The organism is Nocardioides speluncae (assembly GCF_003121585.1).
Lineage (GTDB): Bacteria > Actinomycetota > Actinomycetes > Propionibacteriales > Nocardioidaceae > Nocardioides > Nocardioides speluncae.
In genome coordinates this window covers 50531-75104 of record NZ_QEOO01000016.1, presented here as the reverse complement: position 1 = coordinate 75104, position 24574 = coordinate 50531, and the positions used below count along the sequence as shown (strand labels likewise).

General features: G+C 69.1%; 25 protein-coding genes and 1 pseudogene. 12 read left to right on the top strand and 14 right to left on the bottom strand.

The window, feature by feature from the left end; all coding sequences use genetic code 11:
• The first annotated feature begins 4 nt into the window (after positions 1-4).
• The 7 genes from dcd (at position 5) to DDV73_RS07755 (ending at position 6877) form a co-directional block, all read left to right on the top strand.
• On the top strand, positions 5-580 hold the full coding sequence (gene dcd / locus DDV73_RS07785; protein WP_109506682.1) for a dCTP deaminase: 576 nt from the start codon (positions 5-7) through the stop codon (positions 578-580).
• 240 nt (positions 581-820) lie between these two features.
• On the top strand, positions 821-1876 hold the full coding sequence (locus DDV73_RS07780; RefSeq protein ID WP_109506681.1) for an iron-siderophore ABC transporter substrate-binding protein: 1056 nt from the start codon (positions 821-823) through the stop codon (positions 1874-1876).
• A 52-nt stretch (positions 1877-1928) separates the two neighbouring features.
• A complete protein-coding gene (locus DDV73_RS07775; RefSeq protein WP_109506680.1) occupies positions 1929-2975 on the top strand; it encodes an iron-siderophore ABC transporter substrate-binding protein in 1047 nt (348 codons plus the stop codon).
• Between the two features lie 17 nt (positions 2976-2992).
• A complete protein-coding gene (locus DDV73_RS07770) occupies positions 2993-3994 on the top strand; it encodes a FecCD family ABC transporter permease (protein ID WP_240617178.1) in 1002 nt (333 codons plus the stop codon).
• On the top strand, positions 3991-5031 hold the full coding sequence (locus DDV73_RS07765) for a FecCD family ABC transporter permease (RefSeq protein ID WP_240617177.1): 1041 nt from the start codon (positions 3991-3993) through the stop codon (positions 5029-5031). The genes DDV73_RS07770 and DDV73_RS07765 overlap by 4 nt, the downstream gene beginning before the upstream one ends.
• The gene (locus DDV73_RS07760; RefSeq protein WP_109506679.1) at positions 5028-5900 is read left to right on the top strand and encodes an ABC transporter ATP-binding protein; all 873 of its coding nucleotides are present in this window, start codon (positions 5028-5030) and stop codon (positions 5898-5900) included. Before DDV73_RS07765 ends, DDV73_RS07760 begins: the two co-directional genes overlap by 4 nt.
• Positions 5897-6877 carry a siderophore-interacting protein gene (locus tag DDV73_RS07755; protein ID WP_109506678.1) on the top strand — a complete coding sequence of 327 codons (981 nt, stop codon included), beginning with the start codon at positions 5897-5899 and terminating at the stop codon, positions 6875-6877. Before DDV73_RS07760 ends, DDV73_RS07755 begins: the two co-directional genes overlap by 4 nt.
• A 95-nt stretch (positions 6878-6972) precedes the next feature.
• On the opposite strand, the gene DDV73_RS27810 is transcribed toward DDV73_RS07755, so the two are convergent.
• From DDV73_RS27810 to DDV73_RS07725, 7 genes are all read right to left on the bottom strand, one after another.
• On the bottom strand, positions 6973-7131 hold the full coding sequence (locus tag DDV73_RS27810; RefSeq protein WP_154402655.1) for a hypothetical protein: 159 nt from the start codon (positions 7129-7131) through the stop codon (positions 6973-6975).
• Positions 7132-7156: 25 nt separating this feature from the next.
• A complete protein-coding gene (locus DDV73_RS07750) occupies positions 7157-7975 on the bottom strand; it encodes a DUF4097 family beta strand repeat-containing protein (RefSeq protein ID WP_109506677.1) in 819 nt (272 codons plus the stop codon).
• A gap of 74 nt (positions 7976-8049) precedes the next feature.
• Entirely contained in the window at positions 8050-8613 is a 564-nt protein-coding gene (locus DDV73_RS07745) for a pilus assembly protein HicB (RefSeq protein WP_109506676.1), read from the bottom strand.
• 70 nt (positions 8614-8683) lie between these two features.
• A complete protein-coding gene (locus tag DDV73_RS07740) occupies positions 8684-10069 on the bottom strand; it encodes a PASTA domain-containing protein (protein WP_109506675.1) in 1386 nt (461 codons plus the stop codon).
• Positions 10069-10557 carry a SigE family RNA polymerase sigma factor gene (locus DDV73_RS07735; RefSeq protein WP_109506674.1) on the bottom strand — a complete coding sequence of 163 codons (489 nt, stop codon included), beginning with the start codon at positions 10555-10557 and terminating at the stop codon, positions 10069-10071. The genes DDV73_RS07740 and DDV73_RS07735 overlap by 1 nt, the downstream gene beginning before the upstream one ends.
• A 69-nt stretch (positions 10558-10626) precedes the next feature.
• The gene (locus DDV73_RS07730) at positions 10627-10980 is read right to left on the bottom strand and encodes a hypothetical protein (RefSeq protein WP_206050766.1); all 354 of its coding nucleotides are present in this window, start codon (positions 10978-10980) and stop codon (positions 10627-10629) included.
• A 92-nt stretch (positions 10981-11072) separates the two neighbouring features.
• Positions 11073-13880: a (Fe-S)-binding protein gene (locus tag DDV73_RS07725; protein ID WP_109506673.1), complete on the bottom strand. Its 2808-nt coding sequence runs from the start codon at positions 13878-13880 to the stop codon at positions 11073-11075.
• Between the two features lie 303 nt (positions 13881-14183).
• On the opposite strand from DDV73_RS07725, the gene DDV73_RS07720 reads away from it, so the two are divergent.
• On the top strand, positions 14184-15695 hold the full coding sequence (locus tag DDV73_RS07720; protein ID WP_109506672.1) for a sulfatase family protein: 1512 nt from the start codon (positions 14184-14186) through the stop codon (positions 15693-15695).
• A 4-nt stretch (positions 15696-15699) separates the two neighbouring features.
• Here the strand turns inward: DDV73_RS07720 and DDV73_RS07715 are convergent, their stop codons facing one another.
• The gene (locus DDV73_RS07715) at positions 15700-16107 is read right to left on the bottom strand and encodes a nuclear transport factor 2 family protein (RefSeq protein WP_109506671.1); all 408 of its coding nucleotides are present in this window, start codon (positions 16105-16107) and stop codon (positions 15700-15702) included.
• Positions 16108-16201: 94 nt separating this feature from the next.
• Here DDV73_RS07715 and DDV73_RS07710 point away from each other — a divergent pair, with 94 nt between their 5' ends.
• Together DDV73_RS07710 and DDV73_RS07705 are read left to right on the top strand one after the other, a co-directional pair.
• Positions 16202-16660 carry a MarR family winged helix-turn-helix transcriptional regulator gene (locus DDV73_RS07710; protein ID WP_109506670.1) on the top strand — a complete coding sequence of 153 codons (459 nt, stop codon included), beginning with the start codon at positions 16202-16204 and terminating at the stop codon, positions 16658-16660.
• A 12-nt stretch (positions 16661-16672) separates the two neighbouring features.
• Positions 16673-17392: a peptidylprolyl isomerase gene (locus DDV73_RS07705; RefSeq protein ID WP_109506669.1), complete on the top strand. Its 720-nt coding sequence runs from the start codon at positions 16673-16675 to the stop codon at positions 17390-17392.
• Here the strand turns inward: DDV73_RS07705 and DDV73_RS07700 are convergent, their stop codons facing one another.
• The 5 genes from DDV73_RS07700 to DDV73_RS07680 form a co-directional block, all read right to left on the bottom strand.
• Positions 17393-17929 (bottom strand): class IV adenylate cyclase, encoded by a 537-nt coding sequence (locus tag DDV73_RS07700; RefSeq protein ID WP_109506668.1) that lies wholly within the window; start codon positions 17927-17929, stop codon positions 17393-17395.
• Positions 17930-17936: 7 nt separating this feature from the next.
• A complete protein-coding gene (locus DDV73_RS07695; RefSeq protein WP_109506667.1) occupies positions 17937-19442 on the bottom strand; it encodes a methionine--tRNA ligase in 1506 nt (501 codons plus the stop codon).
• Positions 19443-19561: 119 nt separating this feature from the next.
• Positions 19562-20260, bottom strand: coding sequence for a DUF1932 domain-containing protein (locus DDV73_RS07690; protein ID WP_109506666.1), 699 nt, complete (start codon positions 20258-20260; stop codon positions 19562-19564).
• 244 nt (positions 20261-20504) lie between these two features.
• Complete coding sequence (locus DDV73_RS07685; protein WP_154402654.1) at positions 20505-21086, bottom strand: GNAT family N-acetyltransferase; 582 nt, start codon at positions 21084-21086, stop codon at positions 20505-20507.
• Positions 21073-22371, bottom strand: a complete 1299-nt coding sequence (locus DDV73_RS07680; RefSeq protein WP_154402653.1) for an NsdA family TPR-like regulatory protein — start codon at positions 22369-22371, stop codon at positions 21073-21075. Before DDV73_RS07680 ends, DDV73_RS07685 begins: the two co-directional genes overlap by 14 nt.
• 275 nt (positions 22372-22646) lie before the next feature.
• Between DDV73_RS07680 and DDV73_RS07675 the strand changes: the two genes are divergently transcribed.
• Complete coding sequence (locus tag DDV73_RS07675) at positions 22647-23900, top strand: methionine adenosyltransferase (RefSeq protein ID WP_109506663.1); 1254 nt, start codon at positions 22647-22649, stop codon at positions 23898-23900.
• Positions 23897-24316 (top strand): annotated as a pseudogene (locus DDV73_RS29675) (histidine phosphatase family protein); the annotation flags it as partial. The gene DDV73_RS07675 and the pseudogene DDV73_RS29675, both read left to right, overlap by 4 nt.
• Here DDV73_RS29675 and DDV73_RS28385 read toward each other — a convergent pair.
• Positions 24287-24505: a hypothetical protein gene (locus DDV73_RS28385; RefSeq protein WP_109506662.1), complete on the bottom strand. Its 219-nt coding sequence runs from the start codon at positions 24503-24505 to the stop codon at positions 24287-24289. The pseudogene DDV73_RS29675 and the gene DDV73_RS28385 overlap by 30 nt on opposite strands.
• Positions 24506-24574: the final 69 nt, after the last annotated feature.

Here is a 24574-nt window from a genome sequence, read left to right as displayed (position 1 = left end):
GGACGTGCTGCTGTCAGACCGCGACATCCTGGCCGAGATCTCCGACGGGCGGGTCACGCTCGACCCGTTCGACAAGGAGATGGTGCAGCCGTCGTCGATCGACGTACGGCTGGACAGGTTCTTCCGGGTGTTCGAGAACCACAAGTACCCCCACATCGACCCCGCCGAGGACCAGCCCGACCTGACCCGGATGGTGGAGCCGGACGGCGACGAGCCGTTCATCCTGCACCCGGGGGAGTTCGTGCTCGGCTCCACCTACGAGGTGGTCGGGCTGCCCGACGACATCGCGGCCCGGCTCGAGGGCAAGTCGTCGCTGGGCCGGCTCGGGCTGCTGACCCACTCCACCGCCGGCTTCATCGACCCGGGCTTCACCGGGCACGTCACCCTCGAGCTGGCCAACGTCGCGAACCTGCCGATCAAGCTCTGGGCCGGCATGAAGATCGGCCAGCTCTGCTTTTTCCGGCTCAGCTCGCCGGCCGAGCACCCCTACGGCTCGGCGAAGTATGGCTCCCGCTACCAGGGCCAGCGCGGCCCCACGCCCTCGCGGTCATTCCAGAACTTTCACCGCACCCGCGTGTAGGCGCGCAACGCGCGCTTACACGGGGTGCTGAAAGTTCTGGAAGGGAGCTGACCCGGCTGTTGTTTGCGACGAGCGCAGCGAGCTATGCGAACAAGAGCCGGGTCAGCGACCCCCACGACAAGCTGCACCTGATGCAACGCATTGGCCCAGGGATTTAGGTCACACCTGGCTTGCGCAATTGGCGTGAGGTGAGGTTAGGCTGCCCTTAGTAAGCCTGCCCTCACGAAAAGAGCCCCTGCCATGTGGCGCCCACGTTTCCTCGCAGCAGCCGGTGCGGCCGTCGTACTCACCGCCTCGCTGACCAGCTGCAGCACCGGCTCCACCGAGGCCAAGGAGCAGCCGGCGCCGGAGCGCGGCAGCAAGGCCGAGGAGGGGGCGTTGCCGACCACGGTCAAGCACGTGTTCGGCGAGACCACGATCGAGGCGGAGCCGAAGCGGGTGGTCACCCTCGGCTGGTCCGACCAGGACTTCGTGCTCGCGCTCGGCGTGGTTCCGGTCGCCGTCAACAAGGTGATCTGGGGCGGCAACGAGAACGGCTCCACCGACTGGTTCGACCAGGAGCTGGAGCGGATCGGCGGCGAGGCGCCTGTCCAGTACGACGGCTCAACGGCTGCGCCGGTCGACGACATCGCCAAGCTCGACCCGGACCTGATCCTGGCCGCCAACTCCGGCGTGACGAAGGCGGAGTACGCCAAGCTCAGCAAGATCGCCCCGGTCGTGGCCTACCCGGGTGCGCCGTGGACCACCGACTGGCAGGACTCGCTCAAGCTGATCGGTCAGGCGCTGGGCCGCCCGAAGCTGGCTGCCGAGAAGCTGGCCAAGACCCAGGACGTGCTCGCGCAGGCGCAGCAGGACCACCCGGAGCTGGTCGGTACCACCGTTCTCTTCGCCGGCATTAGCACCGCGGACCTCTCCAAGATCGACTACCTCACCTCGCACGACACCCGGATGAAGGTGCTGGAGCAGGTCGGCCTGGTCAACGCGCCGGTGGTGAAGAAGATGGCCGGTGACAGTACGGCGTTCTACGAGTCGGTGTCGGCCGAGCGGGCCGACACCCTGGCCTCGGACGTGGCGATCCTGATGCCGTACGAGGAGCCGACCGAGGCCGAGTACATCAAGCAGGTCGAGGGCGACGCGCTGATCAGCAAGATCCCGGCCGTGACCCGCGGCGCCTGGTGGACCGGCGGCGCCCCCCGCACCATGCTCTCCCTCTCCGCGCCGAGCCCACTCTCGCTGCCCTGGGCGATGGACAACGTCATCCCGGAGATCGCGGCCGCCGCCAAGAAGTCCGGCTGAACCCGGCAGCTCCCGCCCTACTTCCCCGAAGAACAAACCAGAAAGAGGAACCATGAAGCCGCGCTTCATCGCACGTTGGGCCACGCCCGCAGTCGTCGCCGTACTCGCCGCGACCAGCCTGGCCGGCTGCAGCACCGGGTCGACCGAGGCCAAGGAGGCTCCGGAGCAGAAGGAGGTCGCCCAGGCCGAGGAGGGTGCCTTCCCCGTCACCATCAAGCACTCGTACGGCGAGACCACCGTCGCCGAGGAGCCGAAGCGCGTCGTCACGGTCAGCTGGACCGACCAGGACGCCGTCCTCGCGCTCGGCGTGGTCCCCGTCGGCGCGGTCAAGCTGACCTGGGGCGGCAACGCAGCGGGCTCGACCGACTGGTTCGACGCCGAGCTGAAGGAGCTCGACGCCGAGCAGCCGACCCGGTTCAACTACGACCAGGCCCTCGACGTCGACGCGATCGCCAAGCTCAGCCCGGACGTGATCATCGCGGCCAACTCCGGCATCACCAAGCAGGACTACGCCAAGCTCACCAAGATCGCGCCGACCGTGGCTCCGCCGGGTGCAATCTGGGTGACCTCGTGGCAGGACAGCCTGGACATCGCCGGCCAGGTGCTCGGCCGCAACAAGCTGGCCGACCAGGTCGAGGCCGACACCAACAAGGCGATCGAGGAGGCCAAGGCGGCCAACCCTGACATCCAGGGCAAGTCGGTGCTCTTCTCCTACCTCAACGCCGCGGACCTCTCCCAGGTCGGCATCTACCTCGCCGAGGACAACCGGGTCCGGATCCTGACCGAGCTCGGGATGGTCTCCGCGCCGGCCGCCGAGAAGCTCAAGGGCACCGACCCGTACTACGCGCAGGTCTCCGCCGAGCGGTCCAGCGAGCTGGAGTCCGACGTGTTCCTCACCTACATCGAGCAGCCGACCGACCTGGAGACCTTCAAGAAGGACAAGCTGGTCGGGCAGATCCCCGCCCTGAAGTCGGGCAACGTGTACGGCGAGGCCGACAAGCACATCGGGCTGGCGATCACCAACCCGTCGCCGCTGTCGATCCCCTACCTGATCGAGCACTTCCTTCCCAACGTCGTGAAGGCCGCGACGGGCTCGTGACGCTCACCGAACAACGAGTGCCCGCGTCACTCCCGCTCTCTGGGCGGGCCTCGACGGCGACGGCCGCTGCGACCTTGGTCGTGGCGGTTGTCGCCGTCTCGGCGGCCTCGGTACTGGTCGGCTCGCGGATGGTCTCGCCGTTCGAGCTGTTCAGCGGGTCGGACGCGATGAGCGGCATCGTCGAGGCGCGGGTGCCGCGCACGGCTGTCGGGCTCACCCTCGGCGCCGCGCTCGGCCTGGCCGGCGCCTGCATGCAGGGCCTGACTCGCAACCCGCTCGCCGACCCCGGCATCCTCGGCGTGAACGCCGGCGCCGCGTTCGCGATGGTGGTCGGGCTGACCGTCTTCGGCGCCTCGCAGCTGAACCAGTACCTCTGGTTCGCGTTCGCCGGCGCTGCGGTGGCCACGGTCGCCGTGCACATGCTCGCCTCGCTCGGCCGCGACGGCGCCACCCCGGTCAAGCTCGCGATCGCCGGCGCGGCGATGACCGCGGCACTGACCAGCTGGACCTCCGCCGTACTCCTCCTCGACCGGCAGACGCTCGAGGTGTTCCGGCTCTGGCAGGTCGGCACCATCGGCGGCCGCTACTGGTCGCCGCTGCTCACGCTGGCGCCGATGCTCGCGGTCGGCGCCGCGCTGGCGCTGGTGAGCGCGCGCGTGCTCAACACGCTCACCCTCGGCGAGGACATGGCGCGCGGGCTGGGCCGGCACACGACGCGGGACCGGCTCATCGTCGGCCTCGCGATCGTGCTGCTGTCCGGGGGCGCAACGGCGCTGGCCGGACCGGTCGCGTTCGTCGGCCTGATCGTGCCGCACCTGGTGCGGATCGTGGTCGGCTCCGACTACGCCCGGATCCTGCCGTTCAGCATGGGGTACGGCGCGGTCCTCACCCTGGCTGCCGACGTGGTCGGGCGGGTGGTGCTGCCGCCCGCCGAGGTCCAGGTCGGGATCATGACCTCGGTCATCGGCGTACCCATCTTCTTCTGGATGATCCGGCGCGGCCGGCTGGGGGCGCTGTGAGCGTCATCGAGGCACCCACTCCGACCGACGTGGTACGCCGGGCGCGGCGGCGGCCGCTGAACCGGCACCGGCTGGTCGTCGGCGGGCTGAGCGTGCTGCTGTTCCTGCTGTTCGTGGCGCGAGTGCTGCTCGGCGACTACACGATCACGATCCCCGACTTCTTCCGGATCGTCACCGGGACCGAGATCCCCGGCGCGAGCTTCATCCTGCTGGAGAGCAAGCTGCCGCGGGCGCTGCTCGGCGTCCTCGTCGGGGTGGCGTTCGGGGTCGGTGGTGCGATCTTCCAGACCATCCTGCGCAACCCGCTGGCCTCGCCGGACGTGATCGGGATCAGCGTCGGCGCCAGCGCCGCGGCAGTCGCGGTGCTGATCCTGGTCGACGTCACCGACAACCGGTGGCTCTCGCTGGCTGCGATCCTCGGGGCGCTCGGTACGGCCGCGATCGTGCGGCTGGTGTCCGGCGGTGTGGCCGGCTACCGGCTGGTGCTGATCGGGGTCGGCATGGCCGCCGCCCTGAACTCGGTGATCCAGTACCTGTTCACCCGGGCCGACATCTTCGACGCCCAGCTCGCGCTGCGCTGGCTGACCGGCAGCCTGCATCAGGCCGACTGGCCGACGATCCGGGTCCTGGTCGTGTTGCTCATCGTGCTGACGCCGATCGTGGCCTGGCTGGCGCGGTCGCTGCGGATCACCGAGCTCGGCGAGGACGCCGCCGCCGGGCTCGGCGTGACCACGCGCCGTACCGACGCGCTGCTGCTGGTCGGCGTGGTGCTGGTCGCGGTCGGCGTGGCGGCCTCGGGCCCGATCGCGTTCGTGTCGTTCCTGGCCGGACCGATCTCGCGGGCCCTCAACGCCGGCCGGACCACGCTGCTCGGCGCCGGCCTGGTCGGCGCCGCGATCGTGGTGGCCGCGGACTACGCGGCCGAGTACCTCATCCTCGACATCAACTTCCCGGTTGGCGTCGTCACCGGCGCGCTCGGGGCGCCGTTCCTGCTCTGGCTGCTCGCGAGCGGCCGCACCGGAAGGAGAAGCGCATGATCGCGCTCGAGAAGGTCAGTTCGGGTGGTCGAGCAGCGAGCCCTAGCGAGCGTCGTCGAGACCACACCGCGCGCCTGGTCGCCGACTCCGTCTCGCTCGGGTACGGCGAGCGGCGGATCGTCACCGACCTGTCGGTCAGCGTCCCGGACAGCGCGGTCACCGTGATCGTCGGCGCCAATGCCTGCGGCAAGTCCACGCTGCTGCGCGGGATGGCTCGGCTGCTGCGGCCCCAGGGCGGCGCCGTACTCCTCGACGGGACGGCGATCCACAAGCTGCCGACTAAACAAGTGGCGCGCACGCTCGGACTGCTGCCGCAGAACCCGATCGCTCCCGAGGGCGTCACCGTCGTCGACCTGGTCGGCCGCGGCCGGCACCCGCACCAGGGCACGTTCCGGCGCTGGACCAAGGCGGACGAGGCCGCGGTCGCCGAGGCGCTCGAGATGACCGACACCCTCGAGCTGGCCGACCGTGTCGTCGACGAGCTCTCCGGTGGTCAGCGACAGCGGGTCTGGATCGCGATGGCGCTCGCCCAGGGCACCGACCTGCTGCTGCTCGACGAGCCCACGACGTACCTCGACGTCGCGCACCAGGTGGAGATGCTCGACCTGCTCGCCGACCTGAACCACTCCCGCGGCACCACGATCGTGATGGTGCTGCACGACCTCAACCTGTCCGCGCGGTACGCCGACCACCTGGTCGCGCTGCGCGACGGCGAGATCGTCGCCGAGGGCAGCCCCGCCGAGGTGGTCACCGAGGAGGTCGTCGACGCCGTCTTCGGCCTCGAGAGCCGCGTGATCACCGACCCCGTATCCCACACCCCGCTGGTCGTACCCGTCGGCCGGCATGTCACGAAAGGCAGCCCCGTATGACCACCGAGACCACCGAGACCGAGTCCGTCGAGGCTGCCGAGGCCGCCGTACCCCCGCTGGTCCTGGCCGAGATCGAGGCCCTGGCCGTCGAGCAGCTGTCGCCGTCGTTCGTCCGGGTCACCTTCGGTGCGCCGGAGCTGGCCGAGTTCGGCGTGGACGGCCTCTACTACGACCAGCGGATCAAGCTGATCTTCCCGAATGCGGCCGGCGTGCTGCCGACGTTCGAGGGCGCCGACGAGTCCTGGTTCATGTCCTGGATGGAGATCCCGGAGGAGGAGCGCGGCTCGATGCGTACCTACACCGTGCGGGCCGTCGAGGGCTCGGGCGCCGACACCCGAATCGTCGTCGACTTCGTGCTGCACGAGGACGGCGGCCACTCAGGCCCCGGCTCGCGCTGGGCCTCGTCGGCCGCGGCCGGCCAGCGGCTGGTGACGCTCGCCCCGCGCCGCGGCGTACCGTTCGGCGGCATCGAGTTCGTACCCGGTGATGCGAAGACGCTGTTGCTGGTCGGCGACGAGACCGCGGTGCCCGCTGTGTCGAGCATCCTCGAGGACCTTCCGGACGGCACCGCCGGCACCGCCTTCCTCGAGGTGCCGGCGAGCGCCGACGTCCTCGACATCCGCTGCCCCGACGGCATGGAAGTGGTCTGGCTGCCGCGCGATGGCGCCCCGCTCGGCGAGCGCGTGCACGCCGCCGTACTCGCCCACCTCGGCTCGGCGACCGCGGCGCTCGACGTCGCCGACGACGAGATCGACCCGGACCTCTGGGAGACCCCGACCTACTCGTCCTCCGGCGAGGAGATCGCCGAGGCTGCTGTCGCCGTCGGCCACGACCTCGACGGCCTGTACGCCTGGATCGCCGGCGAGTCCGGCGTCGTCACCGGCCTGCGCCGGCACCTGGTCAAGGAGCTCGGCGTCGACCGCCGCCAGGTCGCCTTCATGGGCTACTGGCGTGAGGGCGTCGCGATGCGGTCGTAGTCGGGCAGTTTCACTAGGTACCTAGTGAAACTGTCCCTCCCCGCGCGATACATCGCACGGGGAGGGACAGTTCTGGGTGGGGAGTTGTGGCCGGCTTAGATCAGGCGGGTGCCGGCGCGGTGGCGGCGTACCTTCTGCTCCTTCGACTGGCGGCCCGCCTTCACCTTGCGGACCAGGGCCCGCTGGCGGGCCTCACGGAGGTAGTCCTCCTGGTCGAGGATGAGACGGTCGGTGAGGCTGTTCAGGTGGTTCATCGCGATCTCCTTACGAGGGCGGCGGTCAGACCTGGGTGAGGACGACGTCGCCGGTGACGGTCTTGGCTCGCAGCTCGACGTAGTCGGCTCCCTCTTCGGGCGCGCCGACGCCGGCCAGGTTGGAGCTGATCCGGCCGGTCAGCGACGAGACATCGGTCCACACCGGCGTACCGGACGGGATGCCGACCCGGACGTCGCCTGACGAGCTCTTCATCGACAGCCGGCCGCGGCTCATCGAGTCCACGCTCAGGTCGCCGCTGCCGGTCATCAGCGAGACGCTGTCGCCGGCTCGCCCGATCCGCAGGTCGCCGGAGCCGGTCTTGGCGCTGGCCTCGCCGACGCTCTCGCCGATCTCGATGTCGCCGGAGCCGGTCGAGACCGTGATCGCGCCGCCGACCCGGCCGACGCGGAGGTCGCCCGAGCCGCTCTTGACCTTCAGGTCGGCGTCGGTGGCCGACACCGTGATGTCGCCGGAGCCGGTCTCGAGTACGGCGGACTCGGTCAGGTGGTCGAGCCGGACATCACCGGAGCCGCTCTTCACCGAGCCGCCGGCGAAGATGCCCGTCGCCTCGATGTCGGCGCTGCCGGTGATCAGCGACAGCGTGCTGCCGGTCGGGACGGTCGCGGTGACGTGTACGTCGTCGCCGAAGCCGAGCCGGCGCGGCTCGACCACGCTGACCCCGCGGCCGGTCTGGTCCACGCGGACCTGGTCGGCGTGCTTGCCGCTGACCAGGACGGTGGTCTCGGTGGTCTCGGTAGCGGTGACTGTGACCGTGCCCTTGCCGATCTCGACGTGCACGGTGATCGGCTCGGGTGTCTTGAACTGTTCGGTGCGCTCATTCATGGGTGTCTCCAGGGTGTGTTCGACCGCCGTACCAGCCGACGGCTGGTCCGTGGATGCGGTGCGGGTGGTTGTGGTTAGACCCAGCCGGTCATGCGGCGGGTGGTCTTGTGGGGTGGGCCGAACGGGTCGAAGCCGCCGGCGAACGGGATGCTCGACAGGTCGACGTCGACGCGGACGGCGCTCTCGCGGGTGGCGTCGCGGACGACGCCGACCAGCCAGGTGTTCAGCGAGTGGCCGGTCCGGGCCGCGAACTCCTCGGCCCTGGCCTTGACCGCCTCCGGCAGCCGGAGCGTGACCCGGGCGATCGCGCCGTCGTCATCGTCGGGCTCGTCGGCAGCCGTGGCTGCGGCGGCCGCAGCCGGCGTGGCCGGCGTGGTCGGCTGGTCGGGCAGCTCGGCGGGGGAGTCGACGACGAAGTCGAGGTCACGGCCGTCGAGGCGTACGTCGACCGAGCCCGCCCGCATCTCGGTGGTGATCTCGGCCGCAGCCTGCGAAATGGCCTCCATCAGCGCCAGCCGGACGGCCGGGCCGAGGGCCAGGGTGAGCCGCTCGGCGGCGGCGCGGGTCTGCTCGTCGCCAGCCTCGGCGGCGGCGACGAGGTCGCGGCGGAGGCTGTCGACGTACGGCGTGATGTCCATGCACACCACTATGACATCACGATGACGTCATATCAATCATTTGTGACGTCACCTTGGCGGGCCTGTGACGTCACGGGGCTCCGAGGAGAAGATTGACCGCAGTGATCCGGCGGTCGGCGCCGTAGTAAAGCTCGACGTTCCAGTTGTTCATGCACGCATCTGGCTCGGCCACGCCCAGGACGACGAACGGCCCGCCAGGCAGTTCCGTGTCGCTGGAGCCGGCGGCGCAGGCCCCCAGGAGTGGATGCTGCGTTAGATAGATCAGGGGCCACTTGCTTTCGCGGACCGCCTCCAGCGCCGAGAACGGGCACACGGCCTCGGCGTACCCGTCTCCCTCCGGCGGACAGATGTTCCACGCGCTCTCGGTGGTCGCCGACGCGGCGTCGATCGTGGCGATCGGTCTGTTCCCGAGCCAGAGGTCCACCTCGGCAGCGAAGAGGTCGTCACTCGCGCCGTTGTCGCGAGCGAAGGATACGAAGGCCTCGCCGACCTGCTCGGCTTCCTCGCGGACCTCGACTGACTCGGGCTCGGCCGATTGGCCGTTCGGCCGGCCGACGTCGGCTGGTTCCGACTGACGCAGCACCACGGTGTCGATCTGTCCGTCGGTGACGAACAGGTTGACCATGGTGCAGTCATCGGCGAACCCGTCGGTAGGAACCCCGACGCTCACCATGATCGAACGCCTGTGGTCGAGGGAGCCGGGGAGATCCCAGCCGCCGCAGACGAAGTCGCGCCCGTCGTCAGTGACGACGCCAAGGGCTGGCGTGCGGTACTCGGTACGGCGGTTGCTTGTCAGCGTCATGATCTCCCCGCTCCGGCGGGCCAGTGCGGCCGGTGCCGCGTCCGACCCCCAGGCGGCGGGATCGGCGGCCTCGGTGGGGTCGAACGCGACCGGGTCCTCGCCGTTGGTGAAGCTTGAGACGCGGTCGGCGAACGCCGGTGGTTGCCCGCGCCCGTTCGCCCAGTCCAGGAGCTGCCACGCCAGTGCCCGATCCTTGAGTGACTTGCACGCAGCGGCGGCAGGAGTGCTCGCGACCAGAACGGTGACTCGGTCGCCGGGGCGGAACCGGGTGCCGGTCGCCGGTACGGTCCGCAGTGCGCGGCCAGCGACCTCCGCGCAGGTCGGCTCCTGACGCACGGTCGCGGACAGCCCCCTGTCGGCCACTAGCTGTCGCGCCTGATCGCCGGTCATCGCGAAGACTGAGGGGATCTGGTTGGCATCGAGGGTCACACCCGGCGGCTCGGGCGACGACGGCGAAGTGGGCTCCGGACGGCGGTCGCCGCCGGGCAGTAGGAAGACGACAGCGACTGTGGCGGCGACGGCGAGCGCGGTGCCGAGTGCGATCAGGTGGCGTTGCCGGCGCTGAGGCCGAGGCGGCTGCGCTGTTGCGGCCGCGACCGGAACGGATTCGGCGGCGAGGTGTAGCAGGCGGCGGGCATCGGTCTCGGACAGCATCAACGTCCCCTCTCAGTGGTCAGTGCAGCGATGTCCGCCTGTTCCGAGAGCGTGGCGAGGGCGCGGGCGGTGCGGCTCTTAACGGTGCCGGCCGGAATCTTGAGCGTGTCGGCGGTCTGCTGCTCGCTCAGGTCGGCGAAGAAGCGAAGCACGAGCACCTCGCGGTGATCGGGTCGCAGGGCGGCAAGGGCGTGGCGTACCGCGAGACCGGCGGCGAGGTCGCGGTCGGGCTCGGCGAGCTCAGGAAGGTCGTGGGTCGGGACCTCGCGCCGCCACTTCCGGGCGCGGGCATCGCGCAGGGTGTTGACCAGGATCCGGTAGACATACGCGTCCGGTTGGTCGGCTCGCTGCACGCGCCGCCAGGATCGGTACGCCTTGGTCAGCGTGGACTGGACGATGTCCTCGGCGTCGGGCTGCGGGCAGCCCAGAAGTACGGCGGAGCGCACTAGCGCCGCGCGCCGAGCAGCGACGTACTCCGTGAATTCCACTCGGCCTCCTCGTGCCTCAACGGTATGACCGGCAAGGCACGAGGATCGGTTCCCTGGCTGTGGATCTTGCTAGCCGAGGGTGCCTTCGTCGCCCGGGTCGACGGGTGCCGAGGCGCCGGGCAGGTCGGTGAGGTCGGTGAACTGCGGGTTGCCGTCAGCGCCCTTGCCGCGGTCCTTGGTCAGGTGCGCGACGACCTCTTCGTGGGCCAGCTGGCTGGCGACCGGCGAGCCGGCGACGGTGTAGCGATCGGTCGACCCGACGTACGTCGCGATCACCTGGGTCCCGTCACCGGTCAGGCTGGTCTCGATCGTCAGCTCGCCGCTAATGACGCCGACGTCGTTGGTCATCACACCGCCCGGCGGCGCCGTCACGTTGCTGGACTCCGGCGCCCCTGCGCCACCTTCGCTGATGTCGGTTCGCATGAGCTCGACCCTAGAGGAGCCGGGGCGCCGCGATACCGAAGAGTAGGACGGCTGCTGGGTCGCAGAACCGTCCTACTCTTCGGTACGGCGGATCAGAGGTCGAAGAGTGACCCCGGTTTGTTGATGTCGACGTCGGTCCGAGGCTCGCTGTTCTCGGACTCGGCCGCGGGGGCCGCCTCCGGCGCCTCGTCCTCGGCTGCCTCGTCCTCGTCGAAGATCGTCTCCGGATCCTCCGTCTCCGGCTCGGTCGGGGCCGCGGCCTCGGGCTCGGGGGGTGCCGCGATGTCGAACAGCGAGCTACTGGTGCTGAGGTCGACCGTCGGCGCCGCGGCCTCAGGCTCGGGCTCTGCTGGCGTCGCAATGTCGAACAGTGACCCACCGCTGCTCGGCTTCTCGGCGACGGGCTCCTCGGTCGGTGCGACGTCGAACAGCGAGCCGCTGGAGGACGCAGGCGCGGCCGGGGCCTCGGGAGCCGGGGTGTCGAAGAGCGAGCCGCCCGACGCGGCCGGCTCGGCCGGAGCCGGAGTCGGAGCCGGAGTGTCGAAGAGCGACCCACCGGTTGGCGCCGGTGCGGCAGGGGTCTCCGGTGCGGGGGTGTCGAAGAGCGAGCCGCCGGACTTGGCCTCGGGCGCGGCCGGCTCCTCGGGTGCTTCGATCGTGGCGGTCGCCGTACCACCAGCGGCACCAGCAGCCTCGCCGCCGGCAGCAGCGGCACCGGCCTTGGCGGCCGGCCGGGTGCGGGTGGCGACCTCGCCCTTGACCGAGGCCAGCAGCATCTGGGCGACGTCGAGGACCTCGACCTCCTCGCGTGCGGCGCCGGACGCCTGCTCCTCCAGCAGACCGTCGGCCAGCATCACCCGGCAGAACGGGCAGCCGACGGCGATCTGGTCGGCGCCGGTGCCGACGGCCTCCTTGGTCCGGTTGCTGTTGATGCGCGAGCCGATGGTCTCTTCCATCCACATCCGGGCGCCGCCGGCGCCACAGCAGAAGGACCGCTCGGAGTTGCGCTCCATCTCCACGAACTCGGCGCCGGGGAGCACCTGCAGCAGCTCGCGCGGCGGCTCGTAGACCTTGTTGTGGCGACCGATGTAGCACGGGTCGTGGTAGGTGATCGTCCGCTTCGCGGCGCCGGCGCCGTCACGCACCGGGGTCAGCTTGCCCTCGCGCACCAGCCGGTTCAGCAGCTGGGTGTGGTGCACGACCTCGAGCTCGATCCCGAACTCCTTGTACTCGTTCTTGAGCGTGTTGAAGCAGTGCGCACAGGTCGAGACGACCTTCTTGACCTTGAACTCCTTGAACGTCTCGATGTTCTGCTGGGCCAGGCCCTGGAACACGAACTCGTTACCGGCGCGGCGAGCGGAGTCGCCGGTGCAGGTTTCGCCGTTGCCGAGTACGCCGAAGCTCACCCCGGCCATGTTCAGCAGTTCGGCCACGGCCCGTGTGGTCTTCTTCGCCCGGTCCTCGTAGGCGCCGGCGCAGCCGACCCAGAACAGCCAGTCGACCGACTCCAGCGACTCCAGGTCCTCGCCAACCACCTGTACGTCGAACGGCAGGTCCTTGGCCCAGTCCATCCGCGCCTTAGGCGACATGTTCCACGGGTTGCCGTTGTTCTCCATGCCCTTGAAGAGCTGGTTGAGCTCGGCCGGGAAGTTCGACTCGACCAGCACCTGGTAGCGGCGCATGTCGACGATGTGGTCGACGTGCTCGATGTCGACCGGGCACTGCTGCACGCACGCGCCGCAGGTGACGCAGGACCACAGGACGTCGGGGTCGATGATGCCGCCGCCCGTGGGGTGCCAGGCCTCGCCCTCGGTCTCGCCGACCAGCGGCCGCGCCGCCTCGGCCTTCACCTCGTCGGACAGCCCGCCGCGGGCGCCCTCGGCCGCCAGGTTGTACGGCGCCGCCGCGAACGCGTGGTCGCGGAGGTTCATGATCAGCATCTTCGGCGACAGCGGCTTCTCGGTGTTCCAGGCCGGGCACTGGGACTGGCAGCGGCCGCACTCGGTGCAGCTGGCCATGTCGAGCAGGCCCTTCCACGAGAAGTCCTCGATAGAGCCGACGCCGAGCTTGGCGTCCTCATCGAGGTCATCGATGTCGTCGAGGGTGACCGGCTTGCCGGTCGAGATCAGCGGCTTGACCTCACCGAGCGCGACCGGACGCCGGCCGAACATGATGTTGAGCGGCGCGATGAAGATGTGCAGGTGCTTGGAGTGCAGCACCAGGATCAGGAAGACCAGCATCACGCCGATGTGCAGCAGCAGGCCGACGTGCTCGAGCAGCTCGAGGGTGTCGTGGGACATGCCGTCGAACAGCTTGCCGATGCCGATCGAGACGAACGCACCGCTCTTGTAGGGCAGGTTGCCGGCGGCCGACGCGGCGGCGCGGAACAGGAACATCGTCCACAGGACGTTGGTGATCATGAACAGCACCAGCCAGGCGCCGCCCAGGTGCGAGCCCTTGAACCGGGACTGGCGGCCGAGCTTCGCCGGCGAGTTCTTCAGCCGGATGATCGCGAACGTGATCAGGCCTACCAGGCACAGCACGCCGATCAGGTCCTGCGCGAAGCCGACGATCGCCCAGTGGCCGATCAGCGGGATCGCGAACTTCGGGTCGAACAGCGCGCCGTATGCCTCGAGGTACACCGAGGCGAGGATCAGGAAGGCGTACATGACGAACGCGTGCGCCAGGCCGGGGATGGACCAGTTGAGCAGCTTCTTCTGGCCGAGCACCTCGACCAGCTGGCTCTTGATGGCCGTGCCGGTGCGCTTGGTGACGCCCTCGATGCGGTCGGGTGCGGGCTGTCCGCTGGAGATCAGCCGGAACAAGAACCGAACTCGCTGGCCGGCGAGGACCAGCGTGACCGCGGTCATGCCCAGCCCCAGAATCAACGTGGGGGCCATCCGTTGCTCACTTCCCAAACCTGCCGGCGCCGCTTGCCCGAAGGAGCGCGCCGACCTCGTGCCTTTATGTGGACGATGGCGAGCCTACGGCGACTTGACACGCCGTGTCAGGCTCTGGGCGGTGTGAGGAGTGTCCTAGCTACTCACGAGTACGGCGCGGGTCGGGCCTTCGGCTGCCCCAGGGGCCCCAGGCGATGTGACCGCCACTGCCCGCGTCGCCCAAGATATGGGCTGTCGTTTGTGGGTCGAGGCTTGGTTATTTAGAGTAAGTTACTCGACTTTCGCGTATATGGAGGGAACCGCATGCCGCGACCTGGCCTGCTGCACGTCGTCGTCGTACTCACCCTGACCCTGGGTGGCATCGGCGCCGACTTCTCTGCCAGCACCCCGTCCACGTCCGCCACCCCTGTTGCCGCCGATCCACAGGTGGACAACCGGCCGAACATCGTGCTGATCACCACCGACGACCAGACGACGTACGACCTCCGCTGGATGCCGCTCACCCGCCAGGCGCTCGGCGGCAGCGGCCGCACCTTCACTCGAGCGATCTCACCGCACCCGCTGTGCTGCCCGGCGCGCGCGGAGCTGCTGACCGGGCAGTACGCCCAGAACAACAAGGTCCAGCACAACATCGGCAAGTACGGCGGGTACCCGCGGTTCCGGGAGCAGTCCACGCTGGCCACCTGGCTGTGGGCCTCCGGCTACCGGACCGCCTTCCACGGCAAGTACCTCAACCAGTACAGCGGCCGCGACGTCCGGCAGCCGGGCTGGGAGATCTGGGACCCGCTGGTGGGCGGCATCTACAACTACCGGAACTTCACGCTCTATAACAACAACATGGCGCGGGCCGCGAAGTACCAGGACTCCTACGTGACCGACGTGCTGGCCCGGCGTACCGAGTCGAGCGTGCGGAAGTTCTCCCGCGGCCGGGCGCCGTTCTTCATCTGGACCAGCCACGTCGCTCCGCACGCCAGGAGCGCCGAGCGCAACAACGGCGACGAGATGCAGTTCGAGCGCCCGGCGCCGGCCGAGCGGCACGCCGGCCTGTTCGCGACGACCACGCCGCCGTCGCTGTCCAAGCCCAACTTCAACGAGGCTGACATGAGCGACCAGCCGCGGCAGATGCGCGACCGGCGCAAGCGCCCGAAGAACAAGGTCAAGACCTGGTTCCGGTCCCGGATCCGCTCGCTGCAGGCGGTCGACGAGTCCGTCGCCTCCCTGGTGCGGAGCCTGGACCGGGCCGGCGAGCTCGACAACACCTGGATCTTCTTCACCTCCGACAACGGCTACGCGCTGGGCGAGCACCGCTACTTCGGCAAGAACTTCCTCAACGAGGAGATCACCGGCGTCCCGCTGGTGGTGAGCGGACCGGGCGTGCCCAACGGCTCCAAGAGCAGTGTGCCGGTCTCGTTGGTCGACATTCCGGTGACCATCGCCGACATCGCCAACGTCCGACCCAAGCTGACCGCGGACGGCAGGTCGTTCCTCGGCGTCCTCAAGTCCGGGCGGTCGACCGGGTGGCGCGACACCCAGCTGATCCAGACCGGGTCGTCTCGGGTCCGTGGCAAGCACCCGGGCTGGGCGTTCCGCGGCGTCCGCACGGCGCGGTACGTCTACGCCAAGGACATGCAGACCGGCGCCAAGGTGCTCTACGACCACAAGTTCGACAGGTACGAGATCCGTAACGTCGCCAACCAGCGGCGGTACGCACGGGTGGTCCGCGAGCTGGAGCGGCGAGCCCAGCTCCTTCGCAGCTGCCGCGGTGCCGGCTGCAACCGCCGCTTCGGTCCGCCGCCGGCACCGCTCAAGCGCTAGGCCATCACTCGCGGCTCCACAGCGGGGTGATCGCCATCCGGTCGAATCGCCAGCCGGCGTCGGTGTGGACCGCGTCGAAGCCGTAGCGGGCGCCGAGCATGCGGTGCATCTCGGGCTGCTCGGCGTCCGGGACCAGCGTCACGATCGCGTTCGCGGTGACCGTCGCGCGGTCGCCGTCGACCTCGGTGTGTACGTCGCCGAACAGGTGCTGGGTGACGTCGTAGTCGTCGTGGCTGGCCGCCGCCTGCCCAATGATCCGCTCGATCCCTTGCTGCTCGCCGCCGGGCGTGCGGATCGAGGCCTCCGCGGTGAAGACCTCGCGGAAGTTGTCGTAGCTGCCGCTGTCGAGCGCGTGGCCGAGCCTGCTGACCAGGTGGCTGAATGCGGGTGACTGGGTCGTCGTACTGTGCATGAATCTCTCCTCGTAACCGTTGGTCGGACCAATGTAGGTACGGCCAACGATAGCGGAAATCGTGGGGTGTGCCAACGGTTGTTAGACTCCGTCCATGATTTCGGGCCCCGACGAGCAGCCGCCGACTCGGGTGCGCGAGACAGCTTCCTGGCAGCTCGGCCAGGCCGCGCTGCTGTGCACCCGGCTGCTGCGGGAGGGGTTCGCTGCGGTGGACTCCAGCGGCTACCACTACCGGCTGCTGGCCACCCTCGAGGAGTTCGGCCCGGCCAGCCAGGCGGTGCTCGGCCGCCGCAACGGGATCGACCCGAGCGACGTCGTGGCGCAGATCAACGAGCTGGCCCAGCTCGGCCACGTCCAGCGCGAGCCGGATCCCGAGGACCGGCGCCGCAACGTCATCACCATCACCCGCTCCGGCACCCGTCAGCTGCGCAAGCTGGAGAAGGCCCTCGACGGCGTCCAGCGCACCCTGACCGCCCCGCTCACCGCCGGTGAACGGCGCGAGTTGGTCCGCCTGCTCACCCGGCTCAACGACCACCACCACCGCAAGCATTAGCAGGAGGAGCACATGCGATCGCTGAGACTCATGTTGGCTGCAACCGCCGTCACCTTGGTCGTGGCCGGCGCCGCTACCGCCGCCTCGCCGCCCACCCCGCCGACCGAGCCCACGAAGGGTCCCTGCGCGTACACGCCGCTGGAGGACACGACGTACTCCAAGATCGTGCCGCTGCCGCGCGACCCGCACCACACGCCGGACCGCGGCAAGGTCCGGGTCGTGATCAAGACCAGCCAGGGTGACATCCCGATGGTGCTCGAGCGGTCGATGGCGCCGTGCACGGTGCAGAGCTTCCAGCACCTGGCCAAGCAGAGCTTCTACGACGACACGATCTGTCACCGGCTGACGACCTACCCGACGCTCAGCGTGCTGCAGTGCGGCGACCCGCTCGGCACCGGCTGGGGCGACCCCGGCTACAGCTACCACGACGAGCTGCCGACCTGGCTGGACCCGTGGCCGGACGACCCGACCGGTGAGCGGAAGATCTACCCGCGCGGCACCCTCGCGATGGCCAACGCCGGGCCGGACACCAACGGCAGCCAGTTCTTCCTGGTCTACAAGGACTCCCGGCTCCGCCCGCACTACAACGTCTTCGGCCGGATCACGCCCGAGGGCATGAGGGTGCTCGACCGGATCGCCGCCGGCGGGGTGGACCCGGCCGACCCGGGCGCGCCGCTCGACGGCCTGCCGGCGATCGACGTCGAGGTGGACCGGGTCCGTCCGGGGCTGTGATCACGGGAATCTGAGGTCCGGGTACGCCGCGAGGTCGATGCCGTAGCGGGCGTAGACCTTGGTCGTGTTCTCGCCAGTGAGGTCGGCTTGGTCGATACCGAGCCGGCCCGCGACCTCGACAACATGGTCGCGGCTCTGGCCTTCGATTTCGAGGTACGGCGGGATCAGCGGCCACGCGTCGATCGCCAGCTCCGCGCGGTAGAGGGTGAAGCTGGTGCGGCGGTTCTCCTGGTAGGACTTCGGCACGAAGCCGAGGCGGCCAAGCAGTTCGTTGGCGGTCTCGAAGTCTCCGACGACAACCTCGGTCTCGTGCGTTCCGTCGATCCCGTCGTGCGCGATCTCCTTGGTCGCGAGCGTCACCTCGCGCCCGGTGTCGCGCAGCCGGATCCACCTGGACTCGTCGCCGGGCACGATGTCGTAGACGTAGCGGCGCAAAAGGGCCTCGTCTCCGACCTTCACCCCACCCGCCGCGACGATCCTGGCGGCGATCGCCTCGGCGTCGATGTCTAGGACCTTCGCCTCGAACTCGGTCGGCACGGTGGGATCACGTCTCGATCCGCGGGAACAGCGGCTCCGGCTGCGGTAGCCGCTCGGCCAATGGGCTGACCTGTGCGATCGCCCGGGCGGCTGCGTCCGGGAGGAACGGCGTCAGCTCATTCGCCGCAACTCGGCACGTCTGGAGCAGCAGTCCGAGGGTGTCACTGAGGCGGCGGCCTGCGACCTCGTCCCCGGCCTTTTCTGCTTTGGCGAGCGTCCATGGCTCGACTTCGACGACGTAGCGGTTCGCCTCGTCGACGATCTGCCAGAGCGCGGCCGTCGCCTGCCGGAAGTCGAAGCGTTCGAGGGCTGAGTCGATCGCTCCGGGCGCCTGATCGATGGCAGCTGTCAGCTTGTTGGCCCGCCACGGTTCGACGACGTCCGGCACTCGGCCGTCGCGGTACTTGTGGATCATGCTGACGGTTCGGTTGATGAGGTTGCCGAGGCCGTTGGCGAGGTCTTCGTGGTAGCGGCCGATCAGACGATCGGTGGTGAAGTCGGCATCGCCTACTCGGGGTACGTCGCGGAGTAGCCACCAACGCAGCGCGTCGGCGCCGTACTCGTCGATGATCGCGGTGGGGTCGATGGCGTTGCCCAGGCTCTTGCCCAACTTCTTGCCGTCGACGGTGAGGTAGTCGTGGACAAAGATCGTTGAGGGCAGGGAGACGCCGGCGCTGAGCAGCATTGCCGGCCAGTAGACGGCGTGAAACCGAACGATGCCCTTGCCGATCACGTGCGTGCGGTCCTCAGAGTTGACCCACCAGTCGCGGTAGTGGGGTCCGTCGGTGCCGTAGTCGAGCGCAGTGATGTAGTTGCCGAGGGCGTCCCACCAGACGTAGATCACCTGGTCGTCATCGCCGGGAACCGGGATGCCCCAGCCGCGGGCGCGCTCGACGGAGCGGGAGATCGAGAAGTCCTGGAGGCCGGTCCTGATGAAGCCCAGCACCTCGTTACGGCGGCTCGCGGGCTCGACCCGCAGCCGACCGGACTCGATGAGGTCGCGGAGCTGGTCCTCGTAGCGGGAGAGCTTGAAGAACCAGTTCTCCTCGCTGACCAGCTGTGGTCGCGTGTGGTGCTCGGGGCAGAGGCCGTCGCGCAGCTCGTCCTCGGCGTAGAACTGCTCGCAGCCGATGCAGTACAGGCCCTCGTAGTGTTTCCGGTAGAGATCGCCGGACTCCTCGGTCGCCTTCCACAGCCGGTCGACTCCGACCTGGTGGCGCGGGTCAGCGCTGGTACGGATGAAGTCGTCGAAGCTGAGCATCAGTGGTCCGCGAAGGTCGTGGAAGGTCTGCGCGTTGCGGTCGACGAGTTCTCGGGTCGGGATTCCTTCGGCCTCGGCGGCTAGCGCGTTCTTCAGCGAGTTGTCGTCGGTACCGGTCAGGAAGCGCACTTGGTGACCGCGCTGGCGCCAGTGCCGGGCGATGACGTCTGCTTGCACCAGTTCCATCGCAAACCCCAGATGCGGCTTGGAGTTCACGTACGGAATGGCGGTGGTGATGTAGCGGCGTGACATCGCTTCCTCGGAAATCTCGGTTGTTGGCCGGAGGCGGTCAGGCTATCGACCAGGACCCGCCTTGAACCCGGTCGGCATCGCGTCTTCTCTTTCGGGTTCCTACGCCCCGTGCTTGGCCCCTACTGGCGAGGGTCGGATGGCCGCACATCGGTCGTCGCCACGTGAAGCCGCGCCAACACGTCGCGCAGGTTCGCAGTCCAGTCGTCCTTCAGGGGAGTTAACTGTTCGAATACGTCACCGGTCGCGACCGCGAGACCATCGGGTAGACCTGATGCCCGTTGGGTAGCTGCAACCTCGTCAAGCTCTGGCTGCCAGCGCCAGGCCCGTGCGGCGACGCTAGGAAGGTAGTCCCGGTCGGCGAGGATCCCGCTACCCATGCGCTCCGCCTCCGCCACAAGCTGGTCGGACAGTCCGTGGTCGTCCGCTAAAGCGTGCGCCAGCGCGGCCAGGGCGCGACTCCCGCGCTGGAACGACGCGAACGCCATCTTCAGCGCGCTTGCGCTGCCCAACGGCTCTTCGAGCACCGTCGGCTCGACCTGACTGCCCTCGAACAACCCAGCGATCTGACTGGCGCCGTTGCCGGCGAGGTAGAGCCGGATGCTGCGCTGGTCGTTTGGCGGGGCGCCGAAGATCGAGTCGTCGATCACTGTGGCGCCAGCAGCGCTCGCCGTGGCGACGATGTCCAGCATCCGCTGCGGTGAGATCGCGTTGGCGTCGATGTAGACCCCGTCGTAGCTGTGGCCGGCCACTTCGGCGGCGATGCTGCTGGCCGCCTGGGATGGGCAGATCACCAGCACGAGATCGGCAATGGAGAGCATCTGAGCCGTGTTGACGACATCCTCGAGGCCGGCCCGTTGGCCGTTGGCGCGTTGCGTCGCTTCTACCCGTCGAGCACCACACAACGCGGTGACCGTTCGCGACGAGTTGTGCGCCGACGGCTGCTCCCATCCGCCCTGGATGCAGAAGGCCCACCGTCGTCACGCGTTGCCCCAGCAAGTGCGGCACGCAGCTTTCGCTGTCACGCTGCTCTCCATTGACTGACGCACGGCCTCGAAGCGCCTCTCAGTGCAGGTTCTTGACCATGCACTCATAAGTCGGTGCCTGGGGCACGGGGCACACGGTGCCCACGGTTGACCACCCCCACGCGAGGTACGCAGCGCGAGCGGGCAGGTTGTCAGGCAGTACGCGCAGGCCAGCTCGTTCCTCCTTGCGTCGCGCCATGAAATCATCGTGCATGGTTCGGGCGATCCCGGCGCGTCGGTAGGGCCGCCGGACAAGGATCTCCGGGATCACCACGGTGCGGGTGCCATCCTCGTCTGTGTATCCGCCTGGAAGGGTCCGCATGACGTCCGGCTGCCAGCGAACCTCATCCCACCATCGGAGCTCCTGCGTGAGCGTGTAGCCGTACATCAGCGCCACGTCGGTGCCGTCGTCCTGGCGGGCAAAGATGATCTCGAATCCGGGCTGTTCGACGGCCATTGTGAATCGCTGCTCGAACGCCTCCTCGGAGAAGAAGGGGTGGCCCCCGAAGAGCGGCTCGGCGTACACGTCGACGTGGATTGAACTGGCCGCCCGGAACAACGCTCTGCCCTCGACGCCAGTGAACGGGTGCAGCGAGACTTGGGGCATCTCAGTCCTCGTCACTTTGGGTGCGGTGCGCCACGCGCGAGAGGAAGTCACGGACTGCCGGGTGGCGGGCCTGCGAGCCCATCTGGTCACAGACTCGCTGGAACTGGTTGAGGATGCGGATCGAGGAGAGGCGGAAGATGCCGGGCGTGAGTGATTCCCCGACTCGACAGGCATGGTCGACCTCGCCCTTCGCGACGAGGTTGCGCATGTAGAAGGTGGCTGATGACAGCCGGTTCCGGGTGAACACCTCGAAGTCGCCGACGCTGGCAGTCAGGCTTGCGTCGGCATCATCGTGGCGGCCGAGGTCCATGTGACACATGCCGGACAGCGACGCAAGCTCTGGCTCGTTGAGGTAGCCGATCCAAGCCGGATCACCGTCGCGCGCGCCGGCGTCGAACTGTGCCGCTGACGCCGCCAAGGCGCGGCCGCACTCAGTGGCGGCACCGAGCGTCGCCCACCCGCGGGCCGCGTGCATGGCGAAGATTGAGCGGACACGCGGCGTCGCCCAGCCGGTGGACTGCTGCTGCGCGGCTTCGGCGAACCGGACGGCGTCACGGCCGCGGCCCAGCGCGTTCGCTTGGATGCTCATGTTCGACAGCGCATGAGCGGCCAGATTCTGGCGGCCGGTGACCTGTGCGAGGACCATCGCCTCACTGTAGAGCTGGCGCGCGAGCCGTTGGTGGCCGGCGTCGTATGCCAGCCATCCCGACAGGATCAGCATCTCGCCGGTGGCGCTTTCGAGTCGGGACCGCACGACGTCCCGGTAGTTGCCGTGCTCGAGGAGGAGGCGGGTGGCCTTCACACCGTTGATGGCCTGCCGCAGAAGTGCGCCGCCGCCTTGTCGGTGATCGAGTGCGTACAGCTTCTCGAACAGGGTCTCTGTCTGCTTGACGTGGTCCATGCCGATCCGGCGCGCTCCGACTCCGGCTGCGCTCATGGACGCCTCCGCGGCGAGCCAGGCCCGTGGCGCGCCGGCCGCCGTGGCGGGCAGGCCGAAGCTCACGTCGTGGAGGTCGCTGAGGAACGCCGCCTGGTCGGCGGCCCGCATCGTTGAGAATGCGCCGCCGCCACTGGAGACGAGGGTCCATCCCGCCGAGGTCCTGGTCCAGCGGCGCACGAACCCGAGCTCTGATGTCGGCTTGCCGAACACATCTTCCAAGAGCACGCGGTACCGGTCCTGGGGCAACAGGACCTCGCCGCTCTCCCAGCGCCGCACCATCCGTGCATCGCATAGCGTCTGGCGGTCACCGCGGCGGGCAGCCGCCTCGGTCAGGCGCTCTGCCAGATCCTGCTGACTCATCCCGCGAAGCTCCCGCAAGACTGACAGCACGAGGTTGGGCGTGCGCAGGCGAGCACCAGACAAATCCCCCGCCTCCTCGCCGTCAGCCCGGGCAACCGCACGATCGATGTAATCCGGTCACACCGTACCGACGCAGTGATCACACGGACGTGCCCGAGCGAACTCTGTCCGGTGATCCGTCCTCGTCCTGAATGGCGTTCTCGCGGTGGACTGGCGATGTCGCCAACCCAGCGACCCCGCGCCAGATCACCCGACCAAGGAAGGAGGTGAGGGGCATGCGTCGCTCAGTCCTGACGATCGACAGCAGCGTCCTCACCATCGAGGCAGGAATCCCCGACCCGAGCGACGTCGTCATCGTCGAGCGGAAGGGGTGGGGCCACCCGGACACGCTGGCCGACCACCTCGCCGAGCGACTGTCCCGCGCCTACTCGACGTACACACGGGACAGGTTCGGCGCCGTCTTGCACCACAACTTCGACAAGCTCGCGCTGCTCGGCGGCGCCAGCGAGGTGCGGTACGGGCGAGGCCGGATGCGTGAGCCGGTCCGGGTGCTGGTCAACGGCCGCGCAGCACCGGGATGCGGCGACGAGGACGTGCCCGTGTCCGACCTGGTCAACCAGACGGTGCGGGACTTCTTCGCCGAGCGGCTGCCCGAGCTGGCCGGCCACCTCAGCATCGAGCACAACATCACGACCAACCCCAGCCCTGGCGCCGTGATCACCGGTGACGAGCCCTCCGACCGCGCCGTGTGGTTCCGGCCGCGCTCGGTCGGCGACCTGCGAGAGCGCCGTACGCCGCTGGCGAACGACACGTCGCTCGGCACCGGCTGGGCGCCGGAACATACCGTGGAGGTGTTCGTCCGGGACCTGGCCGACCACCTCTCCCGGCCGGACCGGTTCGCCGCCACCAACCCCTGGCTCGGCTCCGATGTGAAGCTGATGGCGCACGCCGCCGCCGACGGGCTCGACATGGTGCTGTGCGTGCCGCAGAAGTGCACGCACGTACCCGACCGGGCGACGTACCTCGACAACTGCGAAGCGGTCCTGGCCGAGTGCCACCGCCTTGCCGCGGACCGGCTGCCCGGCCTGTCGGCCACCTTCCAGCTCAACGTCCGCGACCTGCCCGAGCGGGACGAGCTCTACCTCACCTACACAGGCAGCTCGATCGAGTCGGGCGACGAGGGTGTAGTGGGCCGCGGCAATCGGATCACCGGGCTGATCACGCCGCTGCGCCCGATGAACGTCGAGGGCGTGGCCGGCAAGAACCCCGTCTACCACGTGGGCAAGCTCTACAACGTCGCCGCACAGCGGATCGCCGTCGACCTGTCCGATGCCACCGGGCAGCACGCCGAGGTCCACCTGATCAGCGCCACCGGGCAGCGGCTTGACCGTCCGTGGCGGATCCTCGTCCGACTCGCCGCGCGGCGCGTGGACGACGACAAGGTGGCTGCAACGGTCCGCCAGACGCTCGACGCGTTCCCCGAGATGACCGCTGAGATCCTCGCCACCGACCTCCTGGTCCGGCAGTGACCGCCGCTGACGGTTCGTCGGCTGCCGGCGTCACCCACCTGCTCAGGCACGGCCGCACGAGCTACAGCGCAGCACACCTCGCGACCGGGCGCCCGGACCTGACGATCGGTCTCGATGAGGTGGGTGTCGAGCAGTGCCACCGCGCGCGCCGAACACTGCCGCTCGGCGTCGTACGGTCCTGCGTCGTCAGCGAGTTCCCACGGACCGGGCAGACGGCCCGGATCCTGCTACCGGCCGGGCCCGTGTCAATCACGGCGGACGCGCGTCTCAACGAGATCGACTACGGCACCTTCGAGGGACAGCCCTTCGCCCACTACGCGCATTGGCTGACCCGCGAGGGCATCGACGCCCGTCCGCCCGAGGGCAGCGAATCGCAGCGGGAGGCACTACTGCGCATGTGCGCCGGCCTGCTCGGCGTCCTGTCGCTGCCGTGGCCGCGGCTGGTGGTGACCCACGGACTGCTGCTGTCGGTGCTGCGCCACGTTCACGCCGACGGCCGGGCGACCGACGGGCTCTTCCCCGAGGCCGGCTACCTGGACCCGCTCAGCCTGACCGACGACGAACTTCGGCAGCTCGTCGACGACACCACCCGCCACCTTGCCCAAGGAGCCAGTGCGACGGCGATGGCCGCTACGGTCGCCCAACCACCGGGTATCGGCCCGGAGGCCCGCAGG

Bases quoted from the DNA above. Each gene is read 5' to 3' on its own strand.
- DDV73_RS07775 (WP_109506680.1), top strand. From the start codon at position 1,929: ATGAAGCCGCGCTTCATCGCACGTTGGGCCACGCCCGCAGTCGTCGCC.
- DDV73_RS27810 (WP_154402655.1), bottom strand. From the start codon at position 7,131: ATGAACCACCTGAACAGCCTCACCGACCGTCTCATCCTCGACCAGGAG.
- DDV73_RS07710 (WP_109506670.1), top strand. From the start codon at position 16,202: ATGATTTCGGGCCCCGACGAGCAGCCGCCGACTCGGGTGCGCGAGACA.
- DDV73_RS07780 (WP_109506681.1), top strand. From the start codon at position 821: ATGTGGCGCCCACGTTTCCTCGCAGCAGCCGGTGCGGCCGTCGTACTC.
- DDV73_RS07680 (WP_154402653.1), bottom strand. From the start codon at position 22,371: ATGAGTCAGCAGGATCTGGCAGAGCGCCTGACCGAGGCGGCTGCCCGC.
- DDV73_RS07720 (WP_109506672.1), top strand. From the start codon at position 14,184: ATGCCGCGACCTGGCCTGCTGCACGTCGTCGTCGTACTCACCCTGACC.
- DDV73_RS07730 (WP_206050766.1), bottom strand. From the start codon at position 10,980: ATGCGAACCGACATCAGCGAAGGTGGCGCAGGGGCGCCGGAGTCCAGC.
- DDV73_RS07715 (WP_109506671.1), bottom strand. From the start codon at position 16,107: ATGCACAGTACGACGACCCAGTCACCCGCATTCAGCCACCTGGTCAGC.
- DDV73_RS07740 (WP_109506675.1), bottom strand. From the start codon at position 10,069: ATGCTGTCCGAGACCGATGCCCGCCGCCTGCTACACCTCGCCGCCGAA.
- DDV73_RS07675 (WP_109506663.1), top strand. From the start codon at position 22,647: ATGCGTCGCTCAGTCCTGACGATCGACAGCAGCGTCCTCACCATCGAG.
- DDV73_RS07690 (WP_109506666.1), bottom strand. From the start codon at position 20,260: ATGCTCTCCATTGCCGATCTCGTGCTGGTGATCTGCCCATCCCAGGCG.
- DDV73_RS07695 (WP_109506667.1), bottom strand. From the start codon at position 19,442: ATGTCACGCCGCTACATCACCACCGCCATTCCGTACGTGAACTCCAAG.
- DDV73_RS07705 (WP_109506669.1), top strand. From the start codon at position 16,673: ATGCGATCGCTGAGACTCATGTTGGCTGCAACCGCCGTCACCTTGGTC.
- DDV73_RS07755 (WP_109506678.1), top strand. From the start codon at position 5,897: ATGACCACCGAGACCACCGAGACCGAGTCCGTCGAGGCTGCCGAGGCC.
- DDV73_RS07750 (WP_109506677.1), bottom strand. From the start codon at position 7,975: ATGAATGAGCGCACCGAACAGTTCAAGACACCCGAGCCGATCACCGTG.
- DDV73_RS07745 (WP_109506676.1), bottom strand. From the start codon at position 8,613: ATGGACATCACGCCGTACGTCGACAGCCTCCGCCGCGACCTCGTCGCC.
- DDV73_RS07725 (WP_109506673.1), bottom strand. From the start codon at position 13,880: ATGGCCCCCACGTTGATTCTGGGGCTGGGCATGACCGCGGTCACGCTG.
- DDV73_RS07760 (WP_109506679.1), top strand. From the start codon at position 5,028: ATGATCGCGCTCGAGAAGGTCAGTTCGGGTGGTCGAGCAGCGAGCCCT.